Source organism: Mastigocladopsis repens PCC 10914, from assembly GCF_000315565.1.
Lineage (GTDB): Bacteria > Cyanobacteriota > Cyanobacteriia > Cyanobacteriales > Nostocaceae > Mastigocladopsis > Mastigocladopsis repens.
Window position 1 is genome coordinate 5,791,252 of sequence record NZ_JH992901.1, and the last position, 25,945, is coordinate 5,817,196.

Sequence of the window (25,945 nt, forward strand, 5' to 3'; positions counted from 1 at the left end):
TATAATTTTTAGTTAACTTTTAATTTGAAATATTTAGAGATCATGACTCCAGGTGGCAGAGCAAATCAGTCTGGCAACGTTCTGGAAAGAACTGTAGAAGGAACCTTGTCAGGGCATGGATATAACCTAGTCAGCGATAATTTACCAAAAAAGCAGCGTTTGGGATATCTTATAAACTGCACCAGCCTTTCAAAACGATATGCACGACAGGTTTACATAGGACCTGGAATTTATGGGACTGATATTTATGTAGACTTTTATATCATTGGTTCAGCAGCAATTCCTTCTGGTTTAATCATTGAATGTAAATGGCAACAAAGTGGTGGCTCTGTTGATGAAAAACTCCCTTATGTTAACTTGAATATTCAGAACTGCTATCCAGCACCAGCTATTGTTTTAATTGACGGCGGAGGAATGAAACCGAAAGCAATTACTTGGTTAAGAACTCAAGTAGCTCACAATCAAAATTTATTAGCAGTTCATAACTTAAGTACTTTTATTGCTTGGACTAACAATCATCTTTAAGAGAATACGAAGTTACTAATACTTCGGTAATTTTTCCCCGTTTTTTAGCATTGGAATTAATTGCCCTTACTGCTGATATAGTGTGTATATTAAACTCTTTATAAATGTTGCGAATAAACGAAGTATCTGAATTAGATAGCATCACTTTTACACCACGCTCTGCGAGTTCTACGAACACATCTCTTAGTCGAATTTGCTCATTTTGATTAAAGTTATAACGACTATATGATGTAAAATTGCTGGTAGTACTTACTGGATAATAAGGTGGATCAAAGTAGACAAAATCTTGAGCGGTAGCATAATTTAGCACTTCTTCAAAGCTTCTTACTTCTATCTCTGCTGATTGCAAAGCAACTGATGCTAAAGATAAGCTAGAGACATCACAAATATGAGGTTTTTTATATCTGCCCATCGGCACATTAAATTCACCTTTAGAATTTTCTCTGTAAAGACCATTAAAACAAGTTTTATTTAAATATATTAAGCGAGCAGCTTTTTTAAGTTCACTCCTCTCAGTTGTCGTTCTCATCCTGTAGTAATAATCTTTACTATGTTGATATTCATGCTCTTTGAGAAGGCTGATTAATTCATCAACATTGTTCTTTACACACAAATAAGTGTTAATTAATTCTGCATTAATATCAGTCAAAATAGCTTTGGTTTGTTGGCGCTCATGCAGATAGAAAAAAACAGCGCCTCCACCTAGAAATGGCTCATAGTAATTTTTGAAATAACTAGGGAAATAGGGGATGTATTGCTGAATTAATCTGCTTTTACCTCCAGCCCATTTTAAAAATGGACGTGGTAAGTTTTGCTTGGAGATTTCACTTAACATCTAACTGAAACTTAATTGACTAGTTATAGCCATATATAATTAACGAATTATATATTATATTAAATCAGTAATTTGCTAATGTATAGATTACAATTTAAAATAAACAAAGTTATCAAAACAAACGTATAGTTTATAACAAGGTAGTCTAAATCTAGATGTTTGACGGATTTTGGAATAACGTTCTTCGCTACTTCCGCTATTTCATTACGACGCTCTTAGGCGTGTTCTTAAATGCTTTTGCGCCCTTGATACCGCTTTTTCAACGCCCAGTCACCTTGATAGCTATCTTAGGCTTTTTTGCAGGTACTTTGGTCTTCATCAGTCTCACGCTGCGTGCAATGCTTGGCTTGAGTACAATTTAGACTATGACTGTAGTGGGAGGTGTACTCCCCTAACAAAGTCGTATTTATTGTAGTGTGTAGTAGATCCTCTGTGAGGAGACGAATTTTTATGGCTACAAATCGCCGCGTTTCCCGCGTTGCTGAATTAATAAAACGGGAAGTTAGCCAATTGTTACTCAACGGCATCAAGGATGACCGTGTGGGGACAGGAATGGTAAGCGTTACTGATGTTGATGTGTCTGGAGATTTGCAACACGCAAAAATCTACGTCAGTATTTATGGCACAGAGGAAGCCAAGGCAGAAACAATGGCAGGTTTAAAGTCGGCGACTCCTTACGTCCGCAGCGAACTCGGTGCGCGGGTGCGTCTGCGTCGGACACCAGAGGTGGTATTTATCGAAGACCGTTCTATAGAACGCGGTAATCGGGTACTGTCGCTCTTAAACCAACTCCAGCAAGAACGTCAGCCAGATTTTATCGCTGAGGAAAATCAGGACAACTTCAATGAAGATGAGGAATATTCGGCGAAAGATTAAGTAACATAAACAACAATTAGTTAACGTGCGTCAGCCAAACCTTTTACAGACGCGATTGTTTCGCGTCTGTTTAAATATGCCTAATACATAGCGCAGGGATAGGGCAGTTAAAATATACTCTTTAATTTACTTGTCCTTTTGTGTCTACTCCAAAATGCTTGGGGTTTACAAAACTCAATTTTGACCAAAGAAAGTACTCAGAACGCAGAACTCAGTAGTCAGAATAACAAGCATGGTACAAGCCCCCAACTCCGTTATGGAAAGAAGAAAAAAGATTTGTTTCGAGACACGTAGTGCGACGAAACAACAGAGAAGTTGCAACGAGGGAAACCCTCCGGGCAAACTGAGCGCAAAGCGCACGCACTCGCGTTCGGAGCGTCCTTATCAAATCCCCTGAATTTATTTATGGGGATGTATTCTGTATTCTGCGTTCTGTGTTCTGTGTTCTGGGTTCTTCTTAAGAGTTGACAGGGTGTAGGGTGTGGGGTGTGGGGTATAGTACAAATTCCTTTCCCTACACCTAATATAGGCAAAATACCTTTCGCCTCTACACCCTGCCCTTAAGCGTCAATTTTTGCGTAGCTAACTCTAGATGCTGTCCCTACTCATACTGGTTGTGTTGGGTTTTGCCTTTTTGAATGAGTGAATTTTAAACTGCCTATGCTGCCCGATATAGATAAACTCTCCCTAGCCGAACAAGTCGCCCAGATGGTGCTTGTTCGTGCCTCTGGTTTTTTATTTGACCACCAAATTCAGTATCCTGTCTGGGAACCACAAGCAGCAACACTCCAACACTGGGTGCAAGATTTGGGCGTTGGTGGAGTGATTTTACTGGGGGCTAGTGCTGGGGAATTAGCTATCAGAATACAACAATTGCAGAATTGGGCGAAAATTCCTTTACTCATATCCGCTGATATCGAAGAAGGTGTCGGACAGCGCTTTGAAGGGGCAACTTGGTTTCCACCACCAATGGCACTGGCCGCTATTTTCCGCAAAGACCAAAAGTTAGGTTTACATTATGCCGAAAAAATGGGAGCCATCACTGCAAAAGAAGCCTTAGCCATCGGCATTAACTGGGTATTAGCTCCCGTGGTGGATGTGAACAATAATCCTGATAACCCTGTGATTAACGTTCGCGCCTTTGGCGAAACTCCTGATGAGGTGAGTCAGTTGGCTTGCGCTTTTATTCGTGGTGCAAAAACTCATCCTGTCCTCACAACGGCAAAGCATTTTCCTGGACACGGCGACACTGCTGTTGATTCTCATCTACATTTGCCTGTCATCCCACACTCCACAAACCGACTCGTAGAAGTGGAATTGCCACCTTTTGCTGCTGCAATCGCCTCGGGTGTGGATACAGTTATGAGCGCTCACCTACTGATACCGAGTTGGGATGAAGAACTCCCAGCAACCTTGTCACAGAAGATATTAACAGGGCAGTTACGCCAAAAACTGGGGTTTGAAGGCTTGATCACCACAGATGCCTTGGTTATGGGTGCTATTGCCAACGGCTATGGGGCTAACGAAGCTCCTGTGATGGCTGTGGAAGCAGGTGCTGATATTTTGCTAATGCCTGTTGATCCCGAAGGGGCAATCAATGCTGTGTGTGCGGCGGTTGAAAGTGGTCGGATTTCGCGAGCGCGCATTCGTGAGTCTGTGGAGCGTATTTGGCAAGCAAAGAGCAAAGTTTCCCTCGAACCAGTGAGTCCCACAAACTTTGTGGAACGTACAGCACAAAATGACGCTCTCAACACCACTGCTGAGATTTTGCAACAAAGCCAAATTATTCATGGCTCTCTACCTTTAGTATTAGAGAAAGTTATAACCGCAAGAAAACTCAATCATGATTCTCCAGCGGATTTTCGCAACCTAATTGTGGTGGACGACATCTTTTTATGTGATTTTTTGAACAAACTCGCACCAGCAATAACACTGCCAAATCAGATGGGATATAAGACTCAAATCATTGATTGCCAGACTCTAGCTATTAGCAACTTAGAGGCACATCATCCTACCTTGCTACAGATGTTTATCCGAGGAAATCCCTTTCGCTCAAGTGCAGGACTTACTAAGGCAGCAGAAGACTTATTTAAGAAATTATTAACAAGTAAGGACTTACAAGCTTTTGTATTGTACGGTAGCCCTTATGTAATGCAGCAGTTTATACCCTTGCTTGGGGCGGAGATTCCAGGCATCTTTTCCTATGGACAAATGCCTGCAGCACAAGACAGCGCTTTACGTACTTTGTTTGGTATGTAACTAATCTGTCAAGTGAAGACTTCTCGTCTTGCAAAGCAGTGGCTAAATATGGTGAGTGCTAATCAGAGACTAACCAAACAAATCTCTCAACAACATAAGCAGGATAAATCAACTACCCTAATTTATTTATATGCAATACAATGTTAGCCAATGTCAGAGTTTGTTGATTTTCTTAATATTTCTTCATATAATTTGAGGATATGTAGCGTCAAAATGAAAATAGTTCCGTATATAAAACTACAAAATCCAAACAGCTAGTTTCTATTTCTAGCAATGTTTGATCCTAATCAATTTTGGGAATACTACTTACGTGTTAAATTGTGAGCAAAAACCATGAGTGTGAATACGGTGCCTTCTATCAGTTACTACTCTTTAGACGTGATACAAGATGAAGCACGCCGACTGGTGCAAAAGGGATTGGTGAGCAGACAGCAACCAATTTATACCTTGTGCCAATATATCCCGGCTAGAGAGTGGGTATGCATTGAATGCGAACTGGAAAAGTGTGATTTCTTGCTGCGCGATCGCATTGCCGATCTGATTGGTCGGGAAGAATGGGAAAACGACTAGTCAGTTTTTGATTTTGGAATGGGAATCTATTTTGGAGTATTAGACAACAAGAGATTTAACGCTCTATTTGAAGGATCATCTCTGCTTTTTATAAACCTTTCCCAGTCCAAAATGTCAAATATCCCATCTAGCGATCAATACAAAAGTGTTTTCTTGAAATTTCTAGGATACATCTGCTTTGCAGCCATTCGTGAAGTCAGTGTTGGAAGTGTGGTTGCACGTCGGGTGTAATGACTTTAGGGTGTAGATACCATATTTAGGCGTGTTAATTCCGGAGCAGTTTAATGTAAGAAACTGCTCCGGTAATTTTTTATGTTTTACAATGTATGGATTAAGTTACCCTACTTGCTCCAGGTACTGGTTGATATCTTCAATGACGCGGGTCAGTTCAACTTCTGTTGTCAGGCGAATGGTAGCATCGCGGACGGTCAACAGGAGTTTCGCAGCAAAGGGAGTGGGCCAGATATTGGGATTACAAAAAATTTCTAAAAACACCTCTCCTGTGTAACGATATTCCATCGGACGTTGGGGACTAGGTTTACCGCCACCAGAGGTTTTAGTGGCGACAGCTTTAAGGCTTTGCATCAATTCATCCAGCGCTGCTTTGAATTCCCGTGCTGCTTCGGGTGAAAAACTAAAAGAGACAGAACCTTCTACTAGGTTCAGTGTTAGATGATTTCCGGGCATGAGCTATTTATCAAAACTTCTAGTTAACTCATGTTACCGGAATGGGTGGTCACACCCTTTGGGAAATTCAAGATTCAAAATCGAGAAGCGTCCTTCGCTTCTCGAAGTAATCTAAATTCAAAATCATTTTTCCCTTGATAAATCTGGGGGCTGAAAGTGATGAAAATATCTCTACTTTTAATGCGAAAAGATATATTTCCAGAGGGAAATCTATAGCTAATTTCCCGAGGCATCTATTCGATATAAGTTAAAAATATTCTCAACAAACCTCTGTTATTTGTTCATCTAACAGAGAGATAGAATCCTTCCTACCTAAGGATTAGAAAGATTTTTTACACTTTAAGTTTTACACTTAAATTTATATAACTTGATATAAAAAAATACTCTATGGCTCTAGATAACCGCGCCGCAGTCCGCAAGGTTTTAATTATCACCCTACTGCTGAACATATTTGTCATGGTATTAAAAGCAGTCTTAGGGACGTTGACAGGTTCTCTCAGCTTGCTAGCTGATGCTTTGCACAGTGTCACTGATAGCGCCAACAACATATTAGGATTGATTGCCAGTTGGTTTTCTTCCCCAAGACCTGATCGCGAGCATCCCTACGGACACCTAAAATTTGAAGCAGTGGGAGCGTTGGGAATTTCTGCTTTTTTGGGTATAGCCTGCTTTGAAATTCTCCAAGGAGCCATTGAACGAATCATCAGTGGTGGTAAAGAAGTCAAAATATCACCACCAGAGTTATGGTTGTTACTGATTGTGTTGGGCGTTAATATTTTCGTGGCGTTTTACGAACGCGGTGTAGGACAACGGGTTAGAAGCCCTATTTTGATTGCTGACGCCAAACATACAATGAGCGATATTTGGGTGACAATCTCTGTTATTGCTGGTTTGATTGGTGTGTGGCTGGGTTTTCAGTGGCTGGATTTGGTTTTGGCTTTTCCAGTGGCTTTGTTGGTATTTTGGAGTGGCTGGACAGTTTTGAAAGAAAATTTACCTTGGCTGGTTGACCAAATGGCGATCGCACCAGAAGCAATTTATGATATTGTCCTTTCTGTTCCTGGTGTCGTCAACTGTCACGATATTGCCTCTCGCGGTGTTCTCGGTCGCCAAGTCTTCATCGAAATGCATTTAATAGTAGATGCACCTGACGTAGAAAGTGCTCACCGCATCACTGAGGAAGTCGAAAGACGACTAGAAGAACGCTTCAACCCAGTCCGAATTTTGATTCACGTTGAACCACCCGCTTACCAGTCCAACCAAATTTCCTTTTGAAAGGCTGGTCATAAATTCAACCAAATTCAGTATACTTTCACCAACTGTTGCAAAGGGTGAGATATTGGCATTTTGCGATGCTGACGACGAGGTTGCCCCTGGATGGGTAGCAGCTATGGCTGAAGCACTCTGCTAGCACGATTTCGTGTGTGGTCTAAAGGACTTCTGGAAGCTTAATGAACCTTGGGTGGTAAAGTGCTATGAAGACACAGAGGGCAATGGAATTATGGAGCACCCATATCTGCCATTAGCAGGGCCTGAGGCTTTTAAACCGCTGATGTAGATGTCTTTCAGGTTTCTACATCGGCGGTTCAAAATCTAATTACTCCCATTCAATGGTTCCAGGCGGCTTAGAGGTGATATCGAATACCACTCGGTTAACGCCTTTGACCTCATTCACAATTCGATTGGAAATGACTTCTAGGACATCGTAAGGCACACGCGCCCAATCAGCGGTCATCCCATCTTCACTAGTCACAATCCGTAAGACGATGGGGTAAGCATAAGTCCGTTGGTCACCCATGACACCGACACTGCGAATTGGCAACAACACGGCAAATGCTTGCCAGTAGTCGTGGTATAAACCGCGTTGGTTAATTTCTTGACGCACAATCAAATCGGCATCGCGTAAAATTTCTAACCGTTCGGCAGTGATTTCACCTATAATGCGAATTGCTAAACCAGGTCCGGGGAAAGGATGGCGTTGCACAATTTCTTCTGGCAAGCCAATAGAACGCCCTACTTTGCGGACTTCATCTTTGAACAGTTTCCGCAACGGTTCCACCAGTTTGAATCGTAAGTCTTTGGGCAATCCACCAACATTGTGATGGCTTTTAATTTTCACTGCGACCCGTTCCCCAGTCTGCGGGTCAACGTTGGTATCAGCGGATTCAATAACGTCTGGATAAAGTGTACCTTGAGCTAGATAATCAAAAGGCCCAAGGCGTTTAGAAGTTTCCTCAAAAGTACTGATAAATTCGTGTCCAATGATACGGCGCTTTTCTTCAGGGTCAGTGATGCCAGAGAGCGCAGAAATGAATCGTTCCCTAGCGTTGACATACTCTACCGGAATGTGAAACTGTTCTTGGAACAGTTTGAGCAATCGCTCTGGCTCATACTTTCGCATAAAGCCTTGGTCGATAAATACACAAGTCAACTGGTCGCCAATTGCTTTATGCAGCAAGAATGCCAAGGTAGAAGAATCCACTCCTCCAGAAAGCGCCAACAGCACCCGTTTATCGCCGACTCTAGCGCGAATTTCTCGAATTGATTGTTCAACAAAAGCAGCTGTGGTCCAGGTAGGTTCGCACTCGCAGATATGGTATACAAAGTTACGTATTAAAGCTAGACCACCAAGAGAATGCACCACCTCTGGATGGAACTGGACACCGTAGAGTTTCTTGTTGTGCTCAGCAATAGCTGCACAGGGAGTATTTTCTGTATGTGCTAGCAATTCAAACCCTTCAGGCAGCAGAGTGACTGAGTCTCCGTGACTCATCCACATTGTCGTGCCATCTTCAACGTTGGTGAGCAAGTCTGTGGGATCATCTATATAGAGTGACGCTTTGCCATACTCACCTCGGTCAGCCTTTGCGACTTCCCCGCCCAGCTGTTGCACCATCAGTTGCATACCGTAGCACACACCTAGAATCGGAATTCCCATATTCCAGATTTCAGGGTCACAGTAGGGAGCGCTACTGTCATAAACTGAATTGGGACCTCCAGAAAAGATAATCCCTTTGGGATTAAGTTGACGTAATTGTTGAGCTGTGGTGCGATAGGAAAGGACTTCAGAATATACTTGAGTCTCACGAATTCGGCGGGCAATCAGTTCAGAATACTGAGAACCGAAATCGAGAATCACAATAATTTGACGATTAATTAGCCCCAAAGATTCAACTTCTTGAGGCGCTTGTTCTGTTAGTAGAGTCACCGCAGTATTCATGACAGGGAAGGTGTGAGTGTAATGAAAAATTGTTGCTCATCAGGTCTGGAACAATACCATTTCTCTGCGTTGTCAGGCTGGGATGGTAATACAAACCCTCCCCAAACGCGACCTTAAACGCGTCTGCCTAGCCCATAATATCTGTCAATGGTATTAAGAAGGAAAACTTACCTTAAAGTGGTAAAAAATTATAACTTGATTCTCGGTTCTTAAGATTATTCATAATAAGTTAACATAATTTTGCCATTAACGTACAAGCGGTTTTGCTTTTTACTGTAATAGGATTTTTAATAGACTCGCATAAGCGAGAATGATATTTTTTAGACTCCCACTTCTGACAATAAGACTTGCATATCGTCCCACGAAAGCCCTTGTTGGATGTAACGGGGTGCTTCAGGATTATAAGGACTTGCTACGAGGTCAATTGTGAGAATTTTTGCCTCATCTGGTAGCACAGGTACATCGGGATCGAATGCAGTTGAGCGCATCAAAGAACTGGAAAAGCCTCTAAAGATAGCAATTTGGTCTTGCTCATCCCCAATTTCCACTGTTACAAGCAGAACTTCTTGAGGGCGCTTGGCGGTGTATTGCTCCAAGCGCTTGCTAAGATTATTGTTCATTAAATCAAACTTGACAACTTCAGTTAAATAACACTCAGCACAAACAAAGTGCTGATTGGATACGGGCGTAATGCCTTGCGCCCATACTAAGTAATGATAGATTTGTAAGTTTGCCTAAAACTCCACTCAGCACTCATTACTCAGTACTCAGGACTATTTTGCTAAAAGCTATCAGCTTTTGGCTATTGCGGTGAAGCTGAACGTCCCTGCTTTCCTAGTTTGACGACGACGAAGTAGCTTAAGTAAAGTACATAAATGATTAAGCCAACAATGCCAAGAAAGCCGAGAAATCCTGCTTTGCTGTTGGCATGGAAATACTCTTTAAAAAGTAACGGTGCCTCGAACCAAACGCGACAATAGGGAGTGGCGATCGCTGTTTCAGAAAAAGCACAAACCAAAAAAGGTATAAAGCCAATTGCTCCCAAAATACAATACACGCTTGTAGCCCAGCGCCAGGAGGTGAAAAGCAACTTTAGAGGTCCATTTGGCTGATACTCAATTTCATCGTTGAGATCCACCCAGAACCACAGTGAAATCGGGATCAAGATCCGAGCCATCAGCCCTGAGATAAAACTAACTCCAAAGCCCCCAATTATCAAGTATAGGGTAATTGCTAGCAAACTCGATACTCGCCAGTAAATCATGAGCAAGCGTTGTATCGCTTCGGCTTTTTGTACAAATGCCCAAACTAGTAGAATTATGGGAATAATCACCGTGAATAACACTGCTAATCGGTAGTCCATCCAGACAAAGGGACGAAACCAGATTTCATTATTCATAGTTTTTTTTAAGATGATAAATCAAGAACTATAGTGAATAGTCAATAGGTGTGTGTTATTGACTATTCATTCTAAGACTATCTTCTCTCCTCTGTATTTAATAATGTCTAGAGAAAGAAATAGCCCTTCATTTGGCAGGATAACAAGAAAATCTCACTCGCTACCTGTCTTTCCCGTTTTTTACACAGGATGGAAAAAGGTTGGAGTGAGATTTTAGACAATAGCATCTTTAAGGTGCAAGATGTTCAGTCATACAGATTCTGATAACTTGCACAGCCGGAAACACAAGTGGTTGAGTTAATTTCTAATCTTCGTAAACCCTACACTCATCTGCTTCTGGGTTGGCATCACAGTATTGCTCAAGAGAGGTCTTGCGCTTAGATTGCTTCTGATGGGAGGCTTCAGCTTGCAGTTCTTCGACTGCATCCCAGGCTGCAGCACACTCAGCGGAGGTGCCACCTGAAGTATCGCAGACAGCACGAGCTTGTTCAACTTCTTGTTCGATTTGGTCTTGAATGTTAACTTTGTTCATTTCCATCATCTTGTTGTGTGTTTTCAATACAAGTATAGAAAAATTTCAAAAATGACAGTTTTTTTCCACCATCACTCCCCATTTTACTTTTGTTTCCCTAGAATTAGTCTCTTCAGTAGTTGGGGATGTACTCCATAACTAATACAGTAAACCGTACCATCAGTACTCTATTGATCTTTATCTTTTAAGATTTCACACTGTATCAGGCGAATATAAATCATACAATATTTTTTAGGCGCAAGTAGTAGGGTATGAGAGCCGTATCTTCCTGGGATGGACAGGTCACTAAATGGAGAGACAAAGGGCTTACATCAACTCGTATAGGATGCAAATGGTATTCCATACGGTAGAAATTAGAAAACGATTAGTCCAAAAAGAGAAAGAGTGTAAAACTCATGGCAGACCAAATGCAGTGGGCAAATGCCCTATCAACCCGTCCTTCTTTGGAAGCAGCTGTTGCAGATGTAGTACAACGAACCCTCTCGTCGTTAACAGCACCTGTTGATTTAGGGCTGGTATTCATTTCGTCTGCTTTTACAAGTGAGTATTCTCGACTCTTGCCCCTGCTTGCTGAGCAACTTTCAGTGCCTGTGCTCATTGGCTGTAGCGGTGGCGGTGTCATTGGCACAACTCAGTGGGGAAACACCCAAGAGTTGGAAGCACAACCCGCCCTAAGTCTGACTTTGACGCACCTACCACAAGTGAATGTTAAAGCCTTTCATATTGTTCCGGAAGAATTACCCGACTTGGATAGTTCGCCCGATGCTTGGATTGATTTGATAGGTGTGCCACCGTCACCTACTCCCCAATTCATCTTGCTGTCCAGTTCATTTTCCTCTGGAATCAACGATTTATTACAAGGAATAGATTTTGCTTATCCAGGGTCGGTAACAGTGGGAGGACAGGCAAGCGGCGACGGTATGGGAGGGCGTATCACCATATTTCATAATGACCAACTGTATAGGGAAGGAACCGTTGGCGTAGCTTTGAGTGGCAATATTGTCTTAGAAACCATTGTGGCACAAGGATGCCGGCCGATTGGTAAGACCTACCAAGTGACAAAAGGCGATCGCAACATCATTTTAGAACTGGATGAGCAAATACCGCTGATTGTCTTGCGAGATTTGATTGCCAATCTTAGTGATGAAGACCGGATGCTGGCACAGCACTCCCTGTTTGTTGGGTTGGCAATGGATGAATTCAAGCAAGATTTGCTCCAGGGAGACTTTTTAGTTCGTAGCATCCTTGGAGTAGACCCGACAGCCGGGGCAATTGCCATTGCAGACTATGTTCGACCTGGACAACGTCTGCAATTCCACCTGCGCGATGCTCAAGCCTCTGCTGAAGACTTGGAATTCCTTCTGGAGAGTTATCAAAAACAACGAGCCTCAGAACCCTCTGCTGTCGGTGCGCTGATGTTTTCCTGTTTGGGGCGAGGTGAAGGACTCTACGGAAAAGCCGACTTTGATTCTCAGCTATTTAGGCGCTACCTCCAAGATATCCCCTTAGCAGGCTTCTTCTGTGGCGGCGAAATCGGTCCTGTAGGTGGCAGTACTTTGCTACACAATTACACCTCCGTATTTGGAATTTGCCGCACACTGGGAAATAGGGAGTAGGGGAAGTAGGGGGAGTACGGGAAGACACATCAATCTCTTTATCTGCCTCTCATCCCCCATCTTCCTTAAAGCAACAACGTAGTATTATTATCAACAAGCGATGGAGTACCGCTAGGAGCGATGCTCCCAAAGGGAGCCGCCCAAAGGGCGATCGCGCCATAGTTCTCAAAGTAGCGACGCACTTCTGGTGGAAAGTGGGGATAATCAAAAAAAGCATCTCCATCGGCAATATTTGCCCAGAACTCGCGCAGACTAGGTGCTAGTTCTTTTGCCTGTGATAATGGTAGGTTTAAGGGAGGTAAAGTCAGCAACTTGACTAGGAAAGGAAAACTGCGATCGCCCATCCATTGCCGTGAAGTTTGTTGCAAGTTAGGAAAATCAGGTACTGATTCCACGCGATAGGACAAAATTTGTAACCAGTCCCTACCAAGGTTATCTTGATGAAACTCTAACACCCGGTAAGGGTGAGGATAGCTCACTAGAGAACCTGTTGTTATATCGTAGACTCCTTCTGAATAAGCAACATCTTGAACGTGTAAGTGTCCCGTGAACACTAGCCTAACGCTGTGTTGCCGTAGCACCTGCAAGAGTTCTGGTGCATTTTCTAACATATAGCGATTTGCTATTGGGTGGCGTGACTGATTGGGCAGATGTTCGACTACATTGTGATGCACCATGACTAACACAAATTCATCACTAACTGCTGCCAGCACCTCTTCTAACCACCGTAGCTGTTGGGTATCCAAACATCCTATCTGCTGCCCTTGGTCGTCAAAAGAGTTAGAATTCAGACCGATGAGCCTAACACCCGGCAATAACTGACAAGTGTAGTACAGATGGTCGGTATTGCTATAGCCAAACTTATGGTAATAGTAGGGAAAGTCGGAGACGGCAATTGATTGCTCATCTGCCATGACAACGGGAACATCATGATTGCCAGGAACAACGTAGGCAGGAAAAGGGAGTTTTGCCAAGCGTTCTTGCAACCACGCATGGTTATCTGGTTCACCGTGCTGAGTTAAGTCTCCTGGTAGCAACAGAAAATCTAGATTAAGTTGTGTTAAATGTTCCAGTACCCTTTCAAAGGCAGGGATGCTGACTTCCACCAAATGAAAACGACTGGGATGATTCCAGATTGTATGGGGAAGCGCTATGTGCAAGTCGCTGATGACAGCAAAGCGAAAATTTGAAGTCATTGATGTAATAACAATCTTAAAAGTAGGGTGTAAAAAACTCTTTTTAGAAAGAGTATAACCCTTACCTCTTCATGCTGCGTAGCTGCAATATCGCTTAATATTTGTACACAAAATTTGTGAGTGAATGAAATAGGTTGCCACAAATAAAGTTAACTCGTTCAGGCTAAGATTAGCCATTAATCATGAGTCATTGGTAAGAGTTTCAGGTGTTTTTACATTTCTTAACGTAGTTCTGTTTATTTCTACTCATAGGACAACTTATCTGAATAAAGTACAGATTTATCTGTGATTCATTATTTCTTTATGTACCTTACCCAATTGCAAGCCGCTATATCTACTTACAGCACATTGCAAGTAAAAATATATAAAAATATATTGGTGATAATCTGTTTGTCATCGCAGAAGGGAAACCATTTTCGCGCTTAGTATAGCCTTTGCTTGATCAGTCTGTCTCAGGGGATACTTAACAAGCAAAATTTGATGAAATCCTCGGTTGACAAATGTCATATTTAATGATTGGAGAGACTATTTTGGCAGTCGTTCGAGTCCGTCAACACGTTAACCCACTTTCACAAAAGTATCAAACACCTGCAAATCCTATTAACTGGGAAAAAGTTTATGCCAAGACAAACCAACCTCTACACCTAGATATTGGAGCCGCACGGGGACGGTTTTTGTTGAGCATGGCAAAAATAGAACCCAGCTGGAATTTTCTGGGTTTGGAAATTCGGGAACCGTTGGTAATAGATGCGAATAAGTGGCGCGATGAGTTGGGACTGACAAATCTCCATTATTTGTTTTGCAATGTCAATAACTCATTGCGATCGCTCCTATCTTTCCTACCCAAGGGAAGTTTAAAGCGTGTTACAATTCAATTTCCCGACCCTTGGTTTAAAAACCGCCACGCGAAACGGCGAATTGTGCAACCAGAATTAGTTGCAGAACTGGCAGAATTTCTTGTGCCTGGGGGTATTGTATTTTTACAATCAGATATTGAATTTGTAGCAGTCCAAATGTGCGATCGCTTTGCTGAACATCCTGCTTTTCAAAGAGTTGGTACAGGAGAATGGCTAGCGCAAAACCCGCTCCCAGTCCCCACAGAACGGGAGATAGGGACAATCAAGAAGGGCGAACCTGTTTATCGTGCTTTATTTGAAAGAGTGAGTTCTTTATCGAGAGACTAAATTTTTCTCATCGTATCGGAATGAAGCCTGCCTTCTCAACGAACTCCTGCCCTTCTTTAGACAGCAATAGGTTGCTATAGGCAACTCCAGCTTGTTCATCGGGTGTGTTGTTTCGGCGAATGATCACAAATATACGCCTGGTCAAGGGGTAGGTGCCATCCAAGAAGGCTGCTCTGTTGAGCCGATTGCCTTCAATTACGAGTGGTACATAATTCTTGCTGTTGTCGGGAGCAAGGGCAACGGGACGGATCCTTTGCTGAGTGCCAATGAGTGTCGCCGTGCCGATGCCGATTGCGCCTGGGGTAGAGGCAACTTTACGGAAAAGTTCAGTGTAATCGCGGCTGGATTGCACATTGGGGCTGACGCTTCCAGCTTCTGAACCAAGAAGCGTTTTGATTAAGCCACTAGATTGGGCGTTTCTCTTGAAAGGTAGGATTGGTAGATCCGGTCCTCCCACATTTTTCCAGTTGGTAATTTTGCCCTTGTAAATATCCTGGAGTTGGTTTACAGAAAGTCCAGGGATGGAAATATCTGGATGGACATAGCAGCCAACCGCATCGATGCCAATTGGCACCTGCTCTAGAGTAAAACCGCGTTCACGTGCCTTGCTGTACTCAGCATCCTTAAGAGGTTGAGTGGACTGAGCGAAGCTCAGTTCACCATCGAGCAACATGGCGATACCTTCAGTGCTACCAGGTTTGTTGTTGTTAGGTTCGGTGTAGCGCAGATGAAAATTTGGGTACGCTTGGTTGATAGCCTTATGTGTGCCATGAGCTGTTAAAGATGCGAAGGTTGTAGCACCACCGTAAGGGAACCTACCTTCTGGGACATTAGGCACTTTTTTCATAGAATCGTAAAATGCGATATCAGGGGGACTGTTTTCGGAGGAAATGTTTTGAGTACTGGAAATCGTTGGGGATTGGATTTGCCGCCAGAAAAAATAGCCTCCCACACCAAAAAGCAGCAACACCATAGCTAGTAGACTAACTCCACCCACGACTAGTACAGAATCAGACCTAGCAATCATGTCGCTGGTAGGTACAGAAGTAACTACAAGGGGCTTGCCGCACTTGTGACAATGTGTAGCCCCGCGAGGATTTGCATCATAGGTACACCTGCCACAGATAATGCTTCCCTTAGTGTTAGATTCGTTAGTATTCATCAATTTTCTCAAAGTCGTATCTTGTAGTTTGCAGGTTTGCAAAAACAAAGAATTTGTTTTGCCAGTTGTTGGGAATGGCTTTTATGTTATGCACCCGCTTCAAGATTTGTTCGACCAGTTCCAATACGGTTCAGTTAAGGATTTTAGTTGCATTCCCGTTTATTGTAGAGACGCGCCATGGCGCGTCTCTACAATTGTGGTTTTGATCCGGGTTTTGATCTTATCTGAACCGTATTGCGACTAGTTCCACAAAAACAGCGTGACTCTGCTGCGGAAAGGATCAAGGGCGATGAGCAAATTCATCGCCTTTCTACCTTTTCTAATAAGGTATCACGTAATATTTCGGGGAATTTTCTACTTAAGAATTTTTGTTGAGAGATCAAGCAGATGATGCCTCTCTAAAGATTAAGCTTTGATTAAAGGCAACGTAACAGCAAACGTCGTACCCACGCCAATTTCACTATGAACTGAAACCTCACCCCCAAGAGTCTCTACACACTTTTTGACAATTGCTAGTCCTAAGCCAGTGCCGGGAATTTTACTCACATTGGAAGCACGATAGAAAGGCTTAAATAACCGTTGTTGGTCTTCTTTGGGAATACCAATTCCCTCGTCTTGGATCTGGAAAACGACAGTTTTTTCCTGACCAATAAGTTGAAACCGTACTGTACCGCCTGATGGTGAATATTTCATAGCATTGTTGAGCAAGTTACTCAAAATATGACGCAACAGGCTTTCATCCCACAACGCGTTACCCAATTCGCCAACACTGGTAAAAATTAGAGTTAGGTGCTTCTGCTGCGTACTCAGTTGAGCTTCTTCAACAAGTTGGCGACAAAAATTTTCCAAATCCAGTGGATGAAATTCACAATAAAGTTTACCTGAATCGGCTCTCCCTATGAATGAGACTTCATCTAATAGTTGAGCCATGTTTTTGATGGCTGAACGAATGAGTTGGAAATGGGAAACTTTTTTCTCCTTTGGCAATTTGTCGCCGCTATTTTGTAGCAATCCAGCAATCAGTTGGATTGTATTGAGAGGACTGCGAATGTCATGAGATAGCATTGAGACAAATTCCGATTTAAACTGGCTGATTTCTTGAACTTTGACCAGTTCAGCTGTTCGTTCTTGAACCCGAATTTCTAACGTCTCATTGACCGCGCGTAATGTTTCTAAAACTTGTTTACGCTCAATTGCATAGCTTAGGGAGCGAATGAGTAAGTTTGAATTTACCTGTCGCTTGACAAGATAATCTTGCGCTCCCCGCCGCACTGCTTCTAAGGCAAGTTCATCATCGTTAGTATTCGTGAGTACGACAATTGGCACGCTAGGGGCATGACTCATTAAAGGCGCGAGGGATGCCAATCCTTGGCTATCTGGTAGCGTCAGATCCAACAAGATGACATCGTAGGTGCCCCTACGGAGTTCTTGGAGGGCTTCCCCCAATCGCTTCACATGAAGCAAACTAAATTCATGGGACTTGGCTTGCTTCAGAAACTCTTGTAACAACCTAGCTTCTGCCAGACTGTCCTCAATTAACAAGATTTTTACTGAATCGCTTGCAGCCATAGTCTTGTCGTTTCACCCCCATTCCTCTATGCATGAAAGTGCTGAGTCCTGATTTGGGAAGAGGCGAAGAAGTTAGCCAAAGACATCTCCGCGTCCCCATGTCCTCATTACTCCGATGGCAAAGTGGCAGTTTCCAACCAAAACTCTTCAATCCCTTTGACTATTTTGAATAGCTGGCTAAGGTTACGAGATTTGGTAATGTAGCAGTTCACATGCAAGTCGTAGCTGTGGAAAATGTCATCTTCGTTATGTGATGTTGTCAACACGACTACAGGGATGCGTTTTAGGTTGGGGTCAGCTTTTATTTCCGCCAGAACTTCTCTACCATCCTTCTTGGGCAAGTTTAAATCTAGCAGGATGAGATCAGGGCGTGGTGCATCAGCATACTCCCCTTCCTGGCGTAAATACGCCATAGCATCCATGCCATCTCGCACCGTCACAACTTGATGTGGCACTGAACTATTTTTCAATGCTTCTTGGATGAGACGAATATCGGCTTTATTGTCTTCTACCAAAAAGATTGTTTTGTGCTTTTCGTCCGTTTCTGCGCTCACGATCGCGTCCTCCGACTGGAATCGTAAAGTAGAAAGTTGCTCCCTCACCTATTTGTGACTCTACCCAAATTCGCCCACGGTGGCACTCTACAATTTTCTTGCAGATAGCTAAACCCATACCTGTACCGGGGTACTCGTCCCGCGTGTGCAGACGCTGAAAGATCACAAAAATGCGATCGCTAAACTGCGGTTCAATGCCAATACCGTTATCCCGTACTGAAAATAGCCACTCATCCTCAGTCCGAATCGCTCCCACATGAATTTCTGGTGGTTTGTCACTGCGGAACTTGATAGCATTACCAATGAGGTTCTGGAACAACTGCATCAGTTGAGTACTATCAGCCATCACAGTTGGTAATTCATCGTAGGTGATGACAGCTTTAGTTTCAGAAATGCGTTTACGCAAATTGGTCAGGGCGCGTTCTAAAGCTGTCTCTACCCCAGTCAGTTGAAATTCAATTGCCTGCATATCTACCTTGGAGTACGCCAGCACATCGTCAATCAACGTCTGCATGAGGCTAACTCCCTCGACGGCGTAGGTAATAAACTCATTAGCATCTTCATCGAGTTGGTTTTGATAGCGCATCTCCAACAACTGCACGTAGTTAGCCACTTGATTGAGTGGTTCTTGCAAGTCGTGGGAGGCGACGTATGCAAACTTTTTGAGTTCCGCGTTGGAACGTTCTAGGTCGTGTGCAAGCTGTGCCAGTTCATCTGCCTGACGCAGCACAATATTGACAATTGCTTTACGTAGTTCCAGTGCTGCTTTGATTTCTACAAATTGCCAGGGTAAAGAGGTGAGACGAACTGTTTCTTTCCACAGTTCAAATGATTTACGTGGACGCAGACGTAAATTTCCCTCTGACTGATTTAACTCAAACGCCTTATTGGGATCACCTCCCCAATTGACAGTTTGAATCACTTCTGGGCGAAACCACAAAACATAATTTCGCTTGGAAATGGGAATTGCGAGCATTCCACTAGCAACGTTTTTGAACCTTTCAGCATCTGGATAAATGCGCGGCAGAGAATCTGTATAGAAAACTTCGTCTTTGACGTTATTCTTTAACCATTGAACTAAAAAATTTAAATCCTCTTCTTTAGGTGTCTCACCAATTAATGTATAATTACCGCCAAAACAGATAGCTGCGCCTTGAGCGTTTGTTAAATTGAGGAGATTTGGCTGGTGTTTGACTAACCCATCGATAAAGTTTTCTTCTTGGGACATATATTCAATCAATGCTGATTGGATATATGTCAGTTGCATACGATAGTCGTAATCTTCAGTTTCTTCTCTTGCGGAAATTTCTGAAAATATCACTCGACCTAAGAATTCGCAGGCTTTTCGCAATTCATAAGAAACATACTTGGGTGTTTGATGATGACAAGCAATAAGTCCCCAAAGTTTTCCTTCTTTAATCAAAGAAATGGTCAAAGAAGCACCCACATCCATATTGTGCAGGTACTCTATATGACAAGGAAAGACACTTCTGAGAATGGAGTTGGTCAAATCAAGCGGACGTTGAGTGACTGGATTATTGATTGGGACAATTTCCACAGGACTGGAATGGGTATCCGGTATTAATCTGATCCAATTGGAAGTAAATAATTTTCTTGCTGGTTTGGGAATATCTGACTCTGGATAGTGCAAACCTAAATAAGGTTCTTGGCTTTCTAGTTTTTCTTCAGCAATAACTGAACCGTGCCCATCGTCATCAAACTTATAAAGCATCACCCTGTCAAATCCTGTGACCTTCCGGACTTCTTGGACAATGATTTGACAATAATCCCGAAGATTTGCTGTTTCTTCTAGTTTGTTGATAGAAGCTCTAGCGAGATGATAAAAGCTTAAAAATGGGATATTTTCTTGAGAAATCGCAGGCTCTAATTCCAGAATCAGAAATCCTTCTGGATTGCGATGGAACACTCCATCAAATATTACGTAATCATCACCTTTTTTTCTGATCCAAATTTTAGTGGGATTGATAAAGTCGAGACTATCCTCTAAAAGTCCTGCTTTGATTCTCTCTATTTGAAAAGAGTCGAGTAAATCTTCCAGTTTTTTTTGGAGCAGATTCTCAGCAGATAAGCCGACAGCAGAAGATACATTGCTGCTAACTTGTAATATTGTTAACTCAGGTTCTTTCAGAACGAAAAGGACTCCGTGAGGCTGAATTTGACTAGAAATATGAATTTGTGGTTCTTTCAAGTTAGTCAAATTTATACCTTGCAATTGTAAATCTCTAACCATCATAACTCTCCTGTTTTTCCAGGATTCTTCAAAATGAAATATTCATATTGTTTAACACCTTATCAAGGGTTACACACTAAGTTAATGCGGTTTCTTAACACTCTCTAAATTTACTTAATAGATAGTCAAAATAACGTTAAAATCTTGATTATTTGCCTTAATTTCCTGATGTAAAAATTTTTACACGTTACCCATAATTTGCTTGTATTCTACAGTAGTGTAACAGGCAACAAAACTGAATTTATGATAATAAATGTTAAAATGACACGCTCTATATATGAAGCTTTGTTAAGTACAAGATAAAAGCAGATATGTAAGTCTTATCTGACTTCTTCTTCGTTGATGCTTCATCTGTCCTAGTTGCTTCAAGATCACCCGCACTCATTGCGGGTGCGTGAAGTCCGCGGTGCAACATTTACTCTTCTATGAGGCTCGTTCTAACCCCGTTAGATTTACGCCACTTGGCTTAGTTTTAGCAACGGAAAATTTTGGTCGTTAAGGAATTCGATGCTCCCAAAAGTCGCTGAAACAGTCCGGCGACAACTTCCGTGTACCGAACCGTATGCTGAATTTTCTTATGCCCCCTGACGGGGCGACAAAAGGGTCTCAAAAGCTTATGAAGTATAGTGTGTAGCAATTTACAGCGTCAGGTTTGGATTAAAGCTTTGCCATTACACAGGCGATCGCTACCAATTAGAACCAATAACAATAAGGAATATAACCTTAATTGAAGTGGAATCGGTAATTGAAAGTGCTTCTACCTCTGTCAATACTTCATTGCAGAGGTAGAAGCTCGTAAATGCTTTCGACGCATCTATAAATAAAGACATTCTTTGGTGGTTCACACACTGTTACTACTATATTGCACCCAACTGAAAACCGCTATATGTCCTCAAACAACATTTTGATGATGAGTTGGAAGCAGTAAGAAAGTATAAGGAGAGTAAAAAGAAATGAGCCAAGATGTTATCTTCAAAAGAGCGACTTTTTCGGTGGTAATGGTGATTCGTTGTGCAGTCAGATGACTCAATGTCCAATTCTTTTGACCCCGTCATCTACCAATTAAAAGTGATACTGCTAAACATCAGAAAAAATCCAATTATTAGCTCCCGAACCCTTTAGCTTCTGATGAATTGTAACCACAAATACCCTTTGCAAATAAATTAGCGAGCACAAGTAAATTGGCTAGATGTATGATATTGTTTATATATGGAAAATATAAAGCGCGAAAGCACAAAACTTCTCCAAGTTAAGCGCGTTTTCAGTATTTTTCACTCAAATCCTTCGTTTCTTACCTATCAACGTTCAATGGCACAGAACAAAGGGCATAATAATGCCCAAAGCCTATTTAGGCTACATCAAAATTCCAAGCGATAACTAGATCCGAGATTTGTTGAATGAGGTGGGACTAGCATTTCATACCCTGCTTAACCTTAGAAATGAAAAGTACTAACTTATTCGTTAGCATTTGCTAACCAGTAAAACCTTTTTCGATGACTTGCGAACTTTAACTCACTATCTCTACATTGCTGCTGTTGTTTGGACAGATTTCAAGTTCAACCTGAGTTGTTATAGAAGTCAAAAGACTGTGATTGTTGAGTGTTAGGAGTTAGGAGTTAGTTGTTGGTTATTAACTACTAACTCCTAACTAATATATTGAGTAGAATACCATGTTTGAGTACCCTCTGTCTCTAAATGAGCATAATTTACCGTATCCCGATACGATGCATCCCATCGTTGTCCATTTTGTGATTGCGATGGTCTTATTTGCCTTCTTATGTGATGTCATTGGGTACTTTACCCGTAATCACCGTCTTTTTGAGGTGAGTTGGTGGAATATGTTTTTCGCGACAATATCCATCTTCATCGCCATCATTTTTGGTCAATTTGAAGCAGGTTTGGCAGAACCTTATAACGCAGTTGAACCAGTGCTCAATTTACATACGCTCTTGGGGTGGTCACTTTCAGGAATTCTTGCAGCCATTACAGCTTGGCGTTATGTCATTCGTTCCCGCAATCCAGAAAAGATATCAATTTATTACCTAGCAGCAGGTTTACTTTTGACTGTTTTGGTAGGCACACAGGTGTATTTCGGAGATGAACTGGTTTGGGTCTATGGGCTACACACTGTGCCAGTTGTTGAAGCCGTGAAGGAGGGCTTGCTGCAATGAACCCTGAAGTTATTGACCAATTGAAAACTCAGCTTGGAGCAAATGGATTGCCTTATGCTATACCCATTCACCCAAATCTAGTCCATCTCACTCTGGGTTTGTTCATCCTTGGCATTGCCTTTGATTTGATTGGTGTGCTGTTATTCATACAAAGACCACTCTTCAAATTTTTAGTAATTCCTGTCACTCCTTCTAACTTATTTGATGTTGGTTGGTACAACATATTGGGTTCAGCAATCATCACATTTTTTACGGTAGCAGTAGGTTTTTACGAAATGCTGTTGGCAGAACCATCCACTGAAGTAAAGAGTGCCTGGGGATTGCAAGCGGTGGAAACAATGCTTTGGCATGGTGTGGGTGGTGTTTTTCTTCTAGCGCTGATTGTTGGCATGACTATTTGGAGAGGATTCCAGCGCTATATTTGGCGTAAGGATAATAGTCAACAAGTGCAATTGACCTATTTACTTTCCGGGCTATTCATCATGCTTCTCATGTACGTCCACGGTACGCTAGGAGCGCACTTAGCTGCTGAATTTGGGGTTCACAATACCGCTGATATGTTGTTGCGATTGGGCAAAAACCCCAACTTACTACTGAAGTAATCGCTGTTGGTTAGTTGTTAGTTGTTCTACTAACAACTAACAACTAACAATTAACTGAATTTGTCGCTATGAAAATCCGAAATATTTTGATCCTGAGTGCGAGCGCGATCGCCTTAACTGCTGTTAGTCTTTGGGTAGGACAATTAGCGTATTCTTGGCTACCGCCTCAAGCCGCAGCAGAATCGCGACTCGTTGATAATTTGTTTAGTTTCTTAATAACGCTGGGAGCATTTATCTTCCTTGGAGTCACAGGAACACTCATGTATTCAGTGATTTTCCATCGAGCAGCGGAGTATGATACTAGCGATGGTCCCCCCATTGAAGGGAATTTAACACTAGAATTTGTCTGGACTGCAATTCCTGTATTGCTAGTGTTTTGGATTGCAAGCTACAGCTACCAAATCTACGAGCAAATGGGGATTCAAGGACCTATGGAGGCTGTTCATGTGCATATTCCAGGGGTCATGAAATCTGCATATGCTGCGCCAATTTCCGTTTCCGCGTCTTCCTCAACTGCGTCAACTGACGCTACATCAAATCTCCTCCCAGTTGAAGACATTGAAGTCAAAGCCAAACAGTGGGCTTGGGTTTTCCGCTACCCAGAAACCGGAGTCACCAGCACCGAACTGCATCTACCCGTCAATCATCGCATCCGTTTAGCGATGCAGTCGGAGGATGTTCTCCATGGCTTGTATATTCCTGCGTTCCGAGTCAAGCAAGACATTATTCCCAACCGCAACATTGACTTTGAATTCACCCCCATCCGCATTGGAAAATATCTATTAACCGATTCTGAATTCAGCGGCACTTACTTTGCAACCATGCAAGCAGATGTCGTTGTTGAATCGCCGCAAGAGTACAAAAAATGGCTTGCCCAAGCAGCAAACCGCAAACCATCCGCTGCAAACAATCAAGCAGCTTCTGAATATGCCCAACAATCAAAAGCGTTAATCAAAAGCTGGGTTACGGTAGCACCTGCACAACCCCCTGTCGTCAATTACAGCAATTAGTTAGTGGCTAGTAGCTAACAAGCAACAACTAACAACCAATAATCAATCACCAACACGCAGACAATGACAAATATTTCCGTTGAAGACATTACAAATGACATACCTCAACAGGAACCTACAACGGACTGGAAGAGATACTTTAGCTTCAGTACAGACCACAAAGTCATAGGTATTCAGTATATTGTTACCGCTTTCATTCTCTTTTTAGTAGGTGGCATATTTGCAATGATCATTCGTGGGGAATTGATTACCCCAGAATCAGACCTCGTTGACCGTACTGTCTATAATGCCATGTTCACCATGCACGGCACCGTGATGCTGTTCGGATGGACATTCCCCATACTTACAGGTTTTGCTAACTATCTTGTGCCTCTGATGATTGGTGCGCGAGATATGGCGTTTCCCAGACTCAACGCTGTTGCCTTCTGGATGATACCAATCTCCGCTATCTTGCTGATGGTTAGCTTTTTTATACCTGGCGGTCCAGCCCAAGCAGGTTGGTGGTCATACCCTCCCGTCAGCCTGCAAAACCCTACAGGAAACTTAATCAATGGTCAAGTTATCTGGCTTCTAGCAGTGGCAGTATCAGGTGTTTCCTCAATCATGGGGGCGGTGAACTTTGTCACTACAATTGTCAAGATGCGGGCACCAGGCATGACGTTCTTCCGTATGCCCATCTTTGTTTGGAATGTGTTGAGTGCCCAGATTATCCAGCTGTTTGGACTACCTGTCTTGACAGCAGGTGCAGTCATGCTTTTACTCGACATAACAGCTGGAACTAGCTTTTTTAACCCTGCAAAAGGAGGCGACCCAGTTCTATTTCAGCACTTTTTCTGGTTCTACTCCCACCCTGCTGTATATGTAATCATTCTGCCGGTCTTTGGAGTCTTTTCGGAAATTTTCCCTGTTTTTGCTCGCAAACCTCTATTTGGCTACAAGATTGTCGCCATTTCATCACTTCTGATTGCTGGAGTGAGCGGTATAGTCTGGGTACATCATCTGTACGTCAGCGGTACTTCAGGCTGGATGCGGATGTTTTTCATGCTCACAACAATGTTTGTTTCTGTGCCCACTGGTATTAAGGTGTTTGCCTGGACTGCAACGATTTGGGGCGGTAAGCTGCGGTTTGATACACCAATGCTGTTTGCGCTAGGTGCATTAGTATTATTTGTGTTTGCAGGTATTACTGGCATTACCCTCTCCTCTGTTCCCGTTGATGTCCACGTCAACAACACATACTATGTGGTGGGTCACTTCCACTATGTTCTATACGGCACAGTAACGATGGGGATGTTTGCTGCAATTTACTTCTGGTTCCCCAAGATGACTGGACGTATGTACTACGAAAGCTTGGGTAAATTGCATTTTTGGCTGGCGTTCATTGGCATTAACCTCAACTTCTTCCCAATGCACCCACTAGGATTGCAAGGAATGTTGCGTCGAGTTTCTTCTTACCCTCCAGAGTATGAATTTTGGAATATTGTTGCCAGTGTTGGAGCATTTTTGCTAGGTGTGTCCACTTTGCCTTTTATTCTTAATATGATTGGTTCTTGGATGCATGATCAGCAAGCACTGAAAAATCCTTGGCGAGCAATTGGACTCGAGTGGCTCGTTTCTTCACCACCTCCTGTAGAGAACTTTGACGAAATTCCAGTTGTTCTAGGTGAACCCTACGGATATGGGAAATCTGAACCATTGGTGCAAGAGCGTTAATTGTAGAGACGCGC

At 42.6% G+C, this 25,945-nt stretch carries 24 protein-coding genes; 13 read left to right on the plus strand and 11 right to left on the minus strand.

Annotated features, from left to right (window positions below; translation table 11 throughout):
- The first annotated feature begins 42 nt into the window (after nt 1-42).
- Nucleotides 43-525 carry a PD-(D/E)XK nuclease superfamily protein gene (locus MAS10914_RS0127745; RefSeq protein WP_017319212.1) on the plus strand — a complete coding sequence of 161 codons (483 nt, stop codon included), beginning with the start codon at nt 43-45 and terminating at the stop codon, nt 523-525.
- Here MAS10914_RS0127745 and MAS10914_RS0127750 read toward each other — a convergent pair.
- On the minus strand, nt 509-1,360 hold the full coding sequence (locus MAS10914_RS0127750) for a DNA adenine methylase (protein WP_017319213.1): 852 nt from the start codon (nt 1,358-1,360) through the stop codon (nt 509-511). The two genes, MAS10914_RS0127745 and MAS10914_RS0127750, sit on opposite strands and share 17 nt — an antisense overlap.
- A 155-nt stretch (nt 1,361-1,515) precedes the next feature.
- Between MAS10914_RS0127750 and MAS10914_RS0127755 the strand changes: the two genes are divergently transcribed.
- The 4 genes from MAS10914_RS0127755 (at nt 1,516) to MAS10914_RS0127770 (ending at nt 5,065) form a co-directional block, all read left to right on the plus strand.
- Nucleotides 1,516-1,722 (plus strand): DUF751 family protein, encoded by a 207-nt coding sequence (locus tag MAS10914_RS0127755; RefSeq protein WP_017319214.1) that lies wholly within the window; start codon nt 1,516-1,518, stop codon nt 1,720-1,722.
- A gap of 88 nt (nt 1,723-1,810) precedes the next feature.
- Nucleotides 1,811-2,236, plus strand: a complete 426-nt coding sequence (gene rbfA / locus MAS10914_RS0127760; RefSeq protein ID WP_017319215.1) for a 30S ribosome-binding factor RbfA — start codon at nt 1,811-1,813, stop codon at nt 2,234-2,236.
- Nucleotides 2,237-2,896: 660 nt separating this feature from the next.
- Complete coding sequence (locus MAS10914_RS0127765) at nt 2,897-4,495, plus strand: glycoside hydrolase family 3 protein (protein ID WP_017319216.1); 1,599 nt, start codon at nt 2,897-2,899, stop codon at nt 4,493-4,495.
- A 333-nt stretch (nt 4,496-4,828) separates the two neighbouring features.
- Nucleotides 4,829-5,065, plus strand: a complete 237-nt coding sequence (locus MAS10914_RS0127770) for a DUF4327 family protein (protein WP_017319217.1) — start codon at nt 4,829-4,831, stop codon at nt 5,063-5,065.
- Between the two features lie 336 nt (nt 5,066-5,401).
- Here the strand turns inward: MAS10914_RS0127770 and MAS10914_RS0127775 are convergent, their stop codons facing one another.
- A complete protein-coding gene (locus MAS10914_RS0127775; protein ID WP_017319218.1) occupies nt 5,402-5,752 on the minus strand; it encodes a hypothetical protein in 351 nt (116 codons plus the stop codon).
- Nucleotides 5,753-6,139: 387 nt separating this feature from the next.
- Here MAS10914_RS0127775 and MAS10914_RS0127780 point away from each other — a divergent pair, with 387 nt between their 5' ends.
- Entirely contained in the window at nt 6,140-7,027 is an 888-nt protein-coding gene (locus MAS10914_RS0127780) for a cation diffusion facilitator family transporter (RefSeq protein WP_017319219.1), read from the plus strand.
- Between the two features lie 64 nt (nt 7,028-7,091).
- The gene (locus tag MAS10914_RS36740; RefSeq protein ID WP_408605901.1) at nt 7,092-7,163 is read left to right on the plus strand and encodes a hypothetical protein; all 72 of its coding nucleotides are present in this window, start codon (nt 7,092-7,094) and stop codon (nt 7,161-7,163) included.
- A gap of 186 nt (nt 7,164-7,349) precedes the next feature.
- Here MAS10914_RS36740 and guaA read toward each other — a convergent pair whose 3' ends face one another.
- The 4 genes from guaA to MAS10914_RS0127800 form a co-directional block, all read right to left on the minus strand.
- A complete protein-coding gene (gene guaA / locus MAS10914_RS0127785; RefSeq protein WP_017319220.1) occupies nt 7,350-8,972 on the minus strand; it encodes a glutamine-hydrolyzing GMP synthase in 1,623 nt (540 codons plus the stop codon).
- Between the two features lie 320 nt (nt 8,973-9,292).
- Nucleotides 9,293-9,592, minus strand: coding sequence for a DUF7734 family protein (locus MAS10914_RS0127790; RefSeq protein WP_017319221.1), 300 nt, complete (start codon nt 9,590-9,592; stop codon nt 9,293-9,295).
- Nucleotides 9,593-9,774: 182 nt separating this feature from the next.
- The gene (locus MAS10914_RS0127795; protein WP_026082866.1) at nt 9,775-10,371 is read right to left on the minus strand and encodes a DUF3177 family protein; all 597 of its coding nucleotides are present in this window, start codon (nt 10,369-10,371) and stop codon (nt 9,775-9,777) included.
- 304 nt (nt 10,372-10,675) lie between these two features.
- Nucleotides 10,676-10,903 (minus strand): Calvin cycle protein CP12, encoded by a 228-nt coding sequence (locus MAS10914_RS0127800; protein ID WP_017319223.1) that lies wholly within the window; start codon nt 10,901-10,903, stop codon nt 10,676-10,678.
- A 395-nt stretch (nt 10,904-11,298) separates the two neighbouring features.
- On the opposite strand from MAS10914_RS0127800, the gene MAS10914_RS0127805 reads away from it, so the two are divergent.
- Nucleotides 11,299-12,519, plus strand: coding sequence for an FIST signal transduction protein (locus MAS10914_RS0127805; protein WP_017319225.1), 1,221 nt, complete (start codon nt 11,299-11,301; stop codon nt 12,517-12,519).
- 65 nt (nt 12,520-12,584) lie between these two features.
- On the opposite strand, the gene MAS10914_RS0127810 is transcribed toward MAS10914_RS0127805, so the two are convergent.
- On the minus strand, nt 12,585-13,715 hold the full coding sequence (locus MAS10914_RS0127810) for a metallophosphoesterase family protein (RefSeq protein ID WP_017319226.1): 1,131 nt from the start codon (nt 13,713-13,715) through the stop codon (nt 12,585-12,587).
- A gap of 500 nt (nt 13,716-14,215) precedes the next feature.
- Here MAS10914_RS0127810 and trmB point away from each other — a divergent pair, with 500 nt between their 5' ends.
- Nucleotides 14,216-14,899, plus strand: a complete 684-nt coding sequence (gene trmB, locus MAS10914_RS0127815) for a tRNA (guanosine(46)-N7)-methyltransferase TrmB (RefSeq protein WP_408605890.1) — start codon at nt 14,216-14,218, stop codon at nt 14,897-14,899.
- A gap of 7 nt (nt 14,900-14,906) precedes the next feature.
- On the opposite strand, the gene MAS10914_RS0127820 is transcribed toward trmB, so the two are convergent.
- The 4 genes from MAS10914_RS0127820 to MAS10914_RS0127840 all read right to left on the minus strand — a co-directional run bounded on the left by MAS10914_RS0127820 (nt 14,907) and on the right by MAS10914_RS0127840 (nt 20,435).
- The gene (locus MAS10914_RS0127820; RefSeq protein ID WP_026082869.1) at nt 14,907-16,061 is read right to left on the minus strand and encodes a PstS family phosphate ABC transporter substrate-binding protein; all 1,155 of its coding nucleotides are present in this window, start codon (nt 16,059-16,061) and stop codon (nt 14,907-14,909) included.
- A 405-nt stretch (nt 16,062-16,466) separates the two neighbouring features.
- The gene (locus tag MAS10914_RS0127830) at nt 16,467-17,630 is read right to left on the minus strand and encodes a hybrid sensor histidine kinase/response regulator (protein WP_017319230.1); all 1,164 of its coding nucleotides are present in this window, start codon (nt 17,628-17,630) and stop codon (nt 16,467-16,469) included.
- 107 nt (nt 17,631-17,737) lie between these two features.
- On the minus strand, nt 17,738-18,184 hold the full coding sequence (locus MAS10914_RS0127835) for a response regulator (protein ID WP_026082870.1): 447 nt from the start codon (nt 18,182-18,184) through the stop codon (nt 17,738-17,740).
- The gene (locus tag MAS10914_RS0127840) at nt 18,129-20,435 is read right to left on the minus strand and encodes a sensor histidine kinase (protein WP_017319232.1); all 2,307 of its coding nucleotides are present in this window, start codon (nt 20,433-20,435) and stop codon (nt 18,129-18,131) included. Before MAS10914_RS0127840 ends, MAS10914_RS0127835 begins: the two co-directional genes overlap by 56 nt.
- A 1,670-nt stretch (nt 20,436-22,105) precedes the next feature.
- On the opposite strand from MAS10914_RS0127840, the gene MAS10914_RS0127845 reads away from it, so the two are divergent.
- From MAS10914_RS0127845 to ctaD, 4 genes are all read left to right on the plus strand, one after another.
- The gene (locus MAS10914_RS0127845; protein ID WP_026082871.1) at nt 22,106-22,606 is read left to right on the plus strand and encodes a DUF2231 domain-containing protein; all 501 of its coding nucleotides are present in this window, start codon (nt 22,106-22,108) and stop codon (nt 22,604-22,606) included.
- On the plus strand, nt 22,603-23,208 hold the full coding sequence (locus MAS10914_RS0127850; RefSeq protein WP_017319234.1) for a DUF2231 domain-containing protein: 606 nt from the start codon (nt 22,603-22,605) through the stop codon (nt 23,206-23,208). Before MAS10914_RS0127845 ends, MAS10914_RS0127850 begins: the two co-directional genes overlap by 4 nt.
- 68 nt (nt 23,209-23,276) lie before the next feature.
- Complete coding sequence (locus MAS10914_RS0127855) at nt 23,277-24,218, plus strand: cytochrome c oxidase subunit II (protein WP_017319235.1); 942 nt, start codon at nt 23,277-23,279, stop codon at nt 24,216-24,218.
- Nucleotides 24,219-24,281: 63 nt separating this feature from the next.
- Nucleotides 24,282-25,931 carry a cytochrome c oxidase subunit I gene (ctaD, locus tag MAS10914_RS0127860; RefSeq protein ID WP_017319236.1) on the plus strand — a complete coding sequence of 550 codons (1,650 nt, stop codon included), beginning with the start codon at nt 24,282-24,284 and terminating at the stop codon, nt 25,929-25,931.
- The last annotated feature ends 14 nt before the right edge of the window (nt 25,932-25,945 follow it).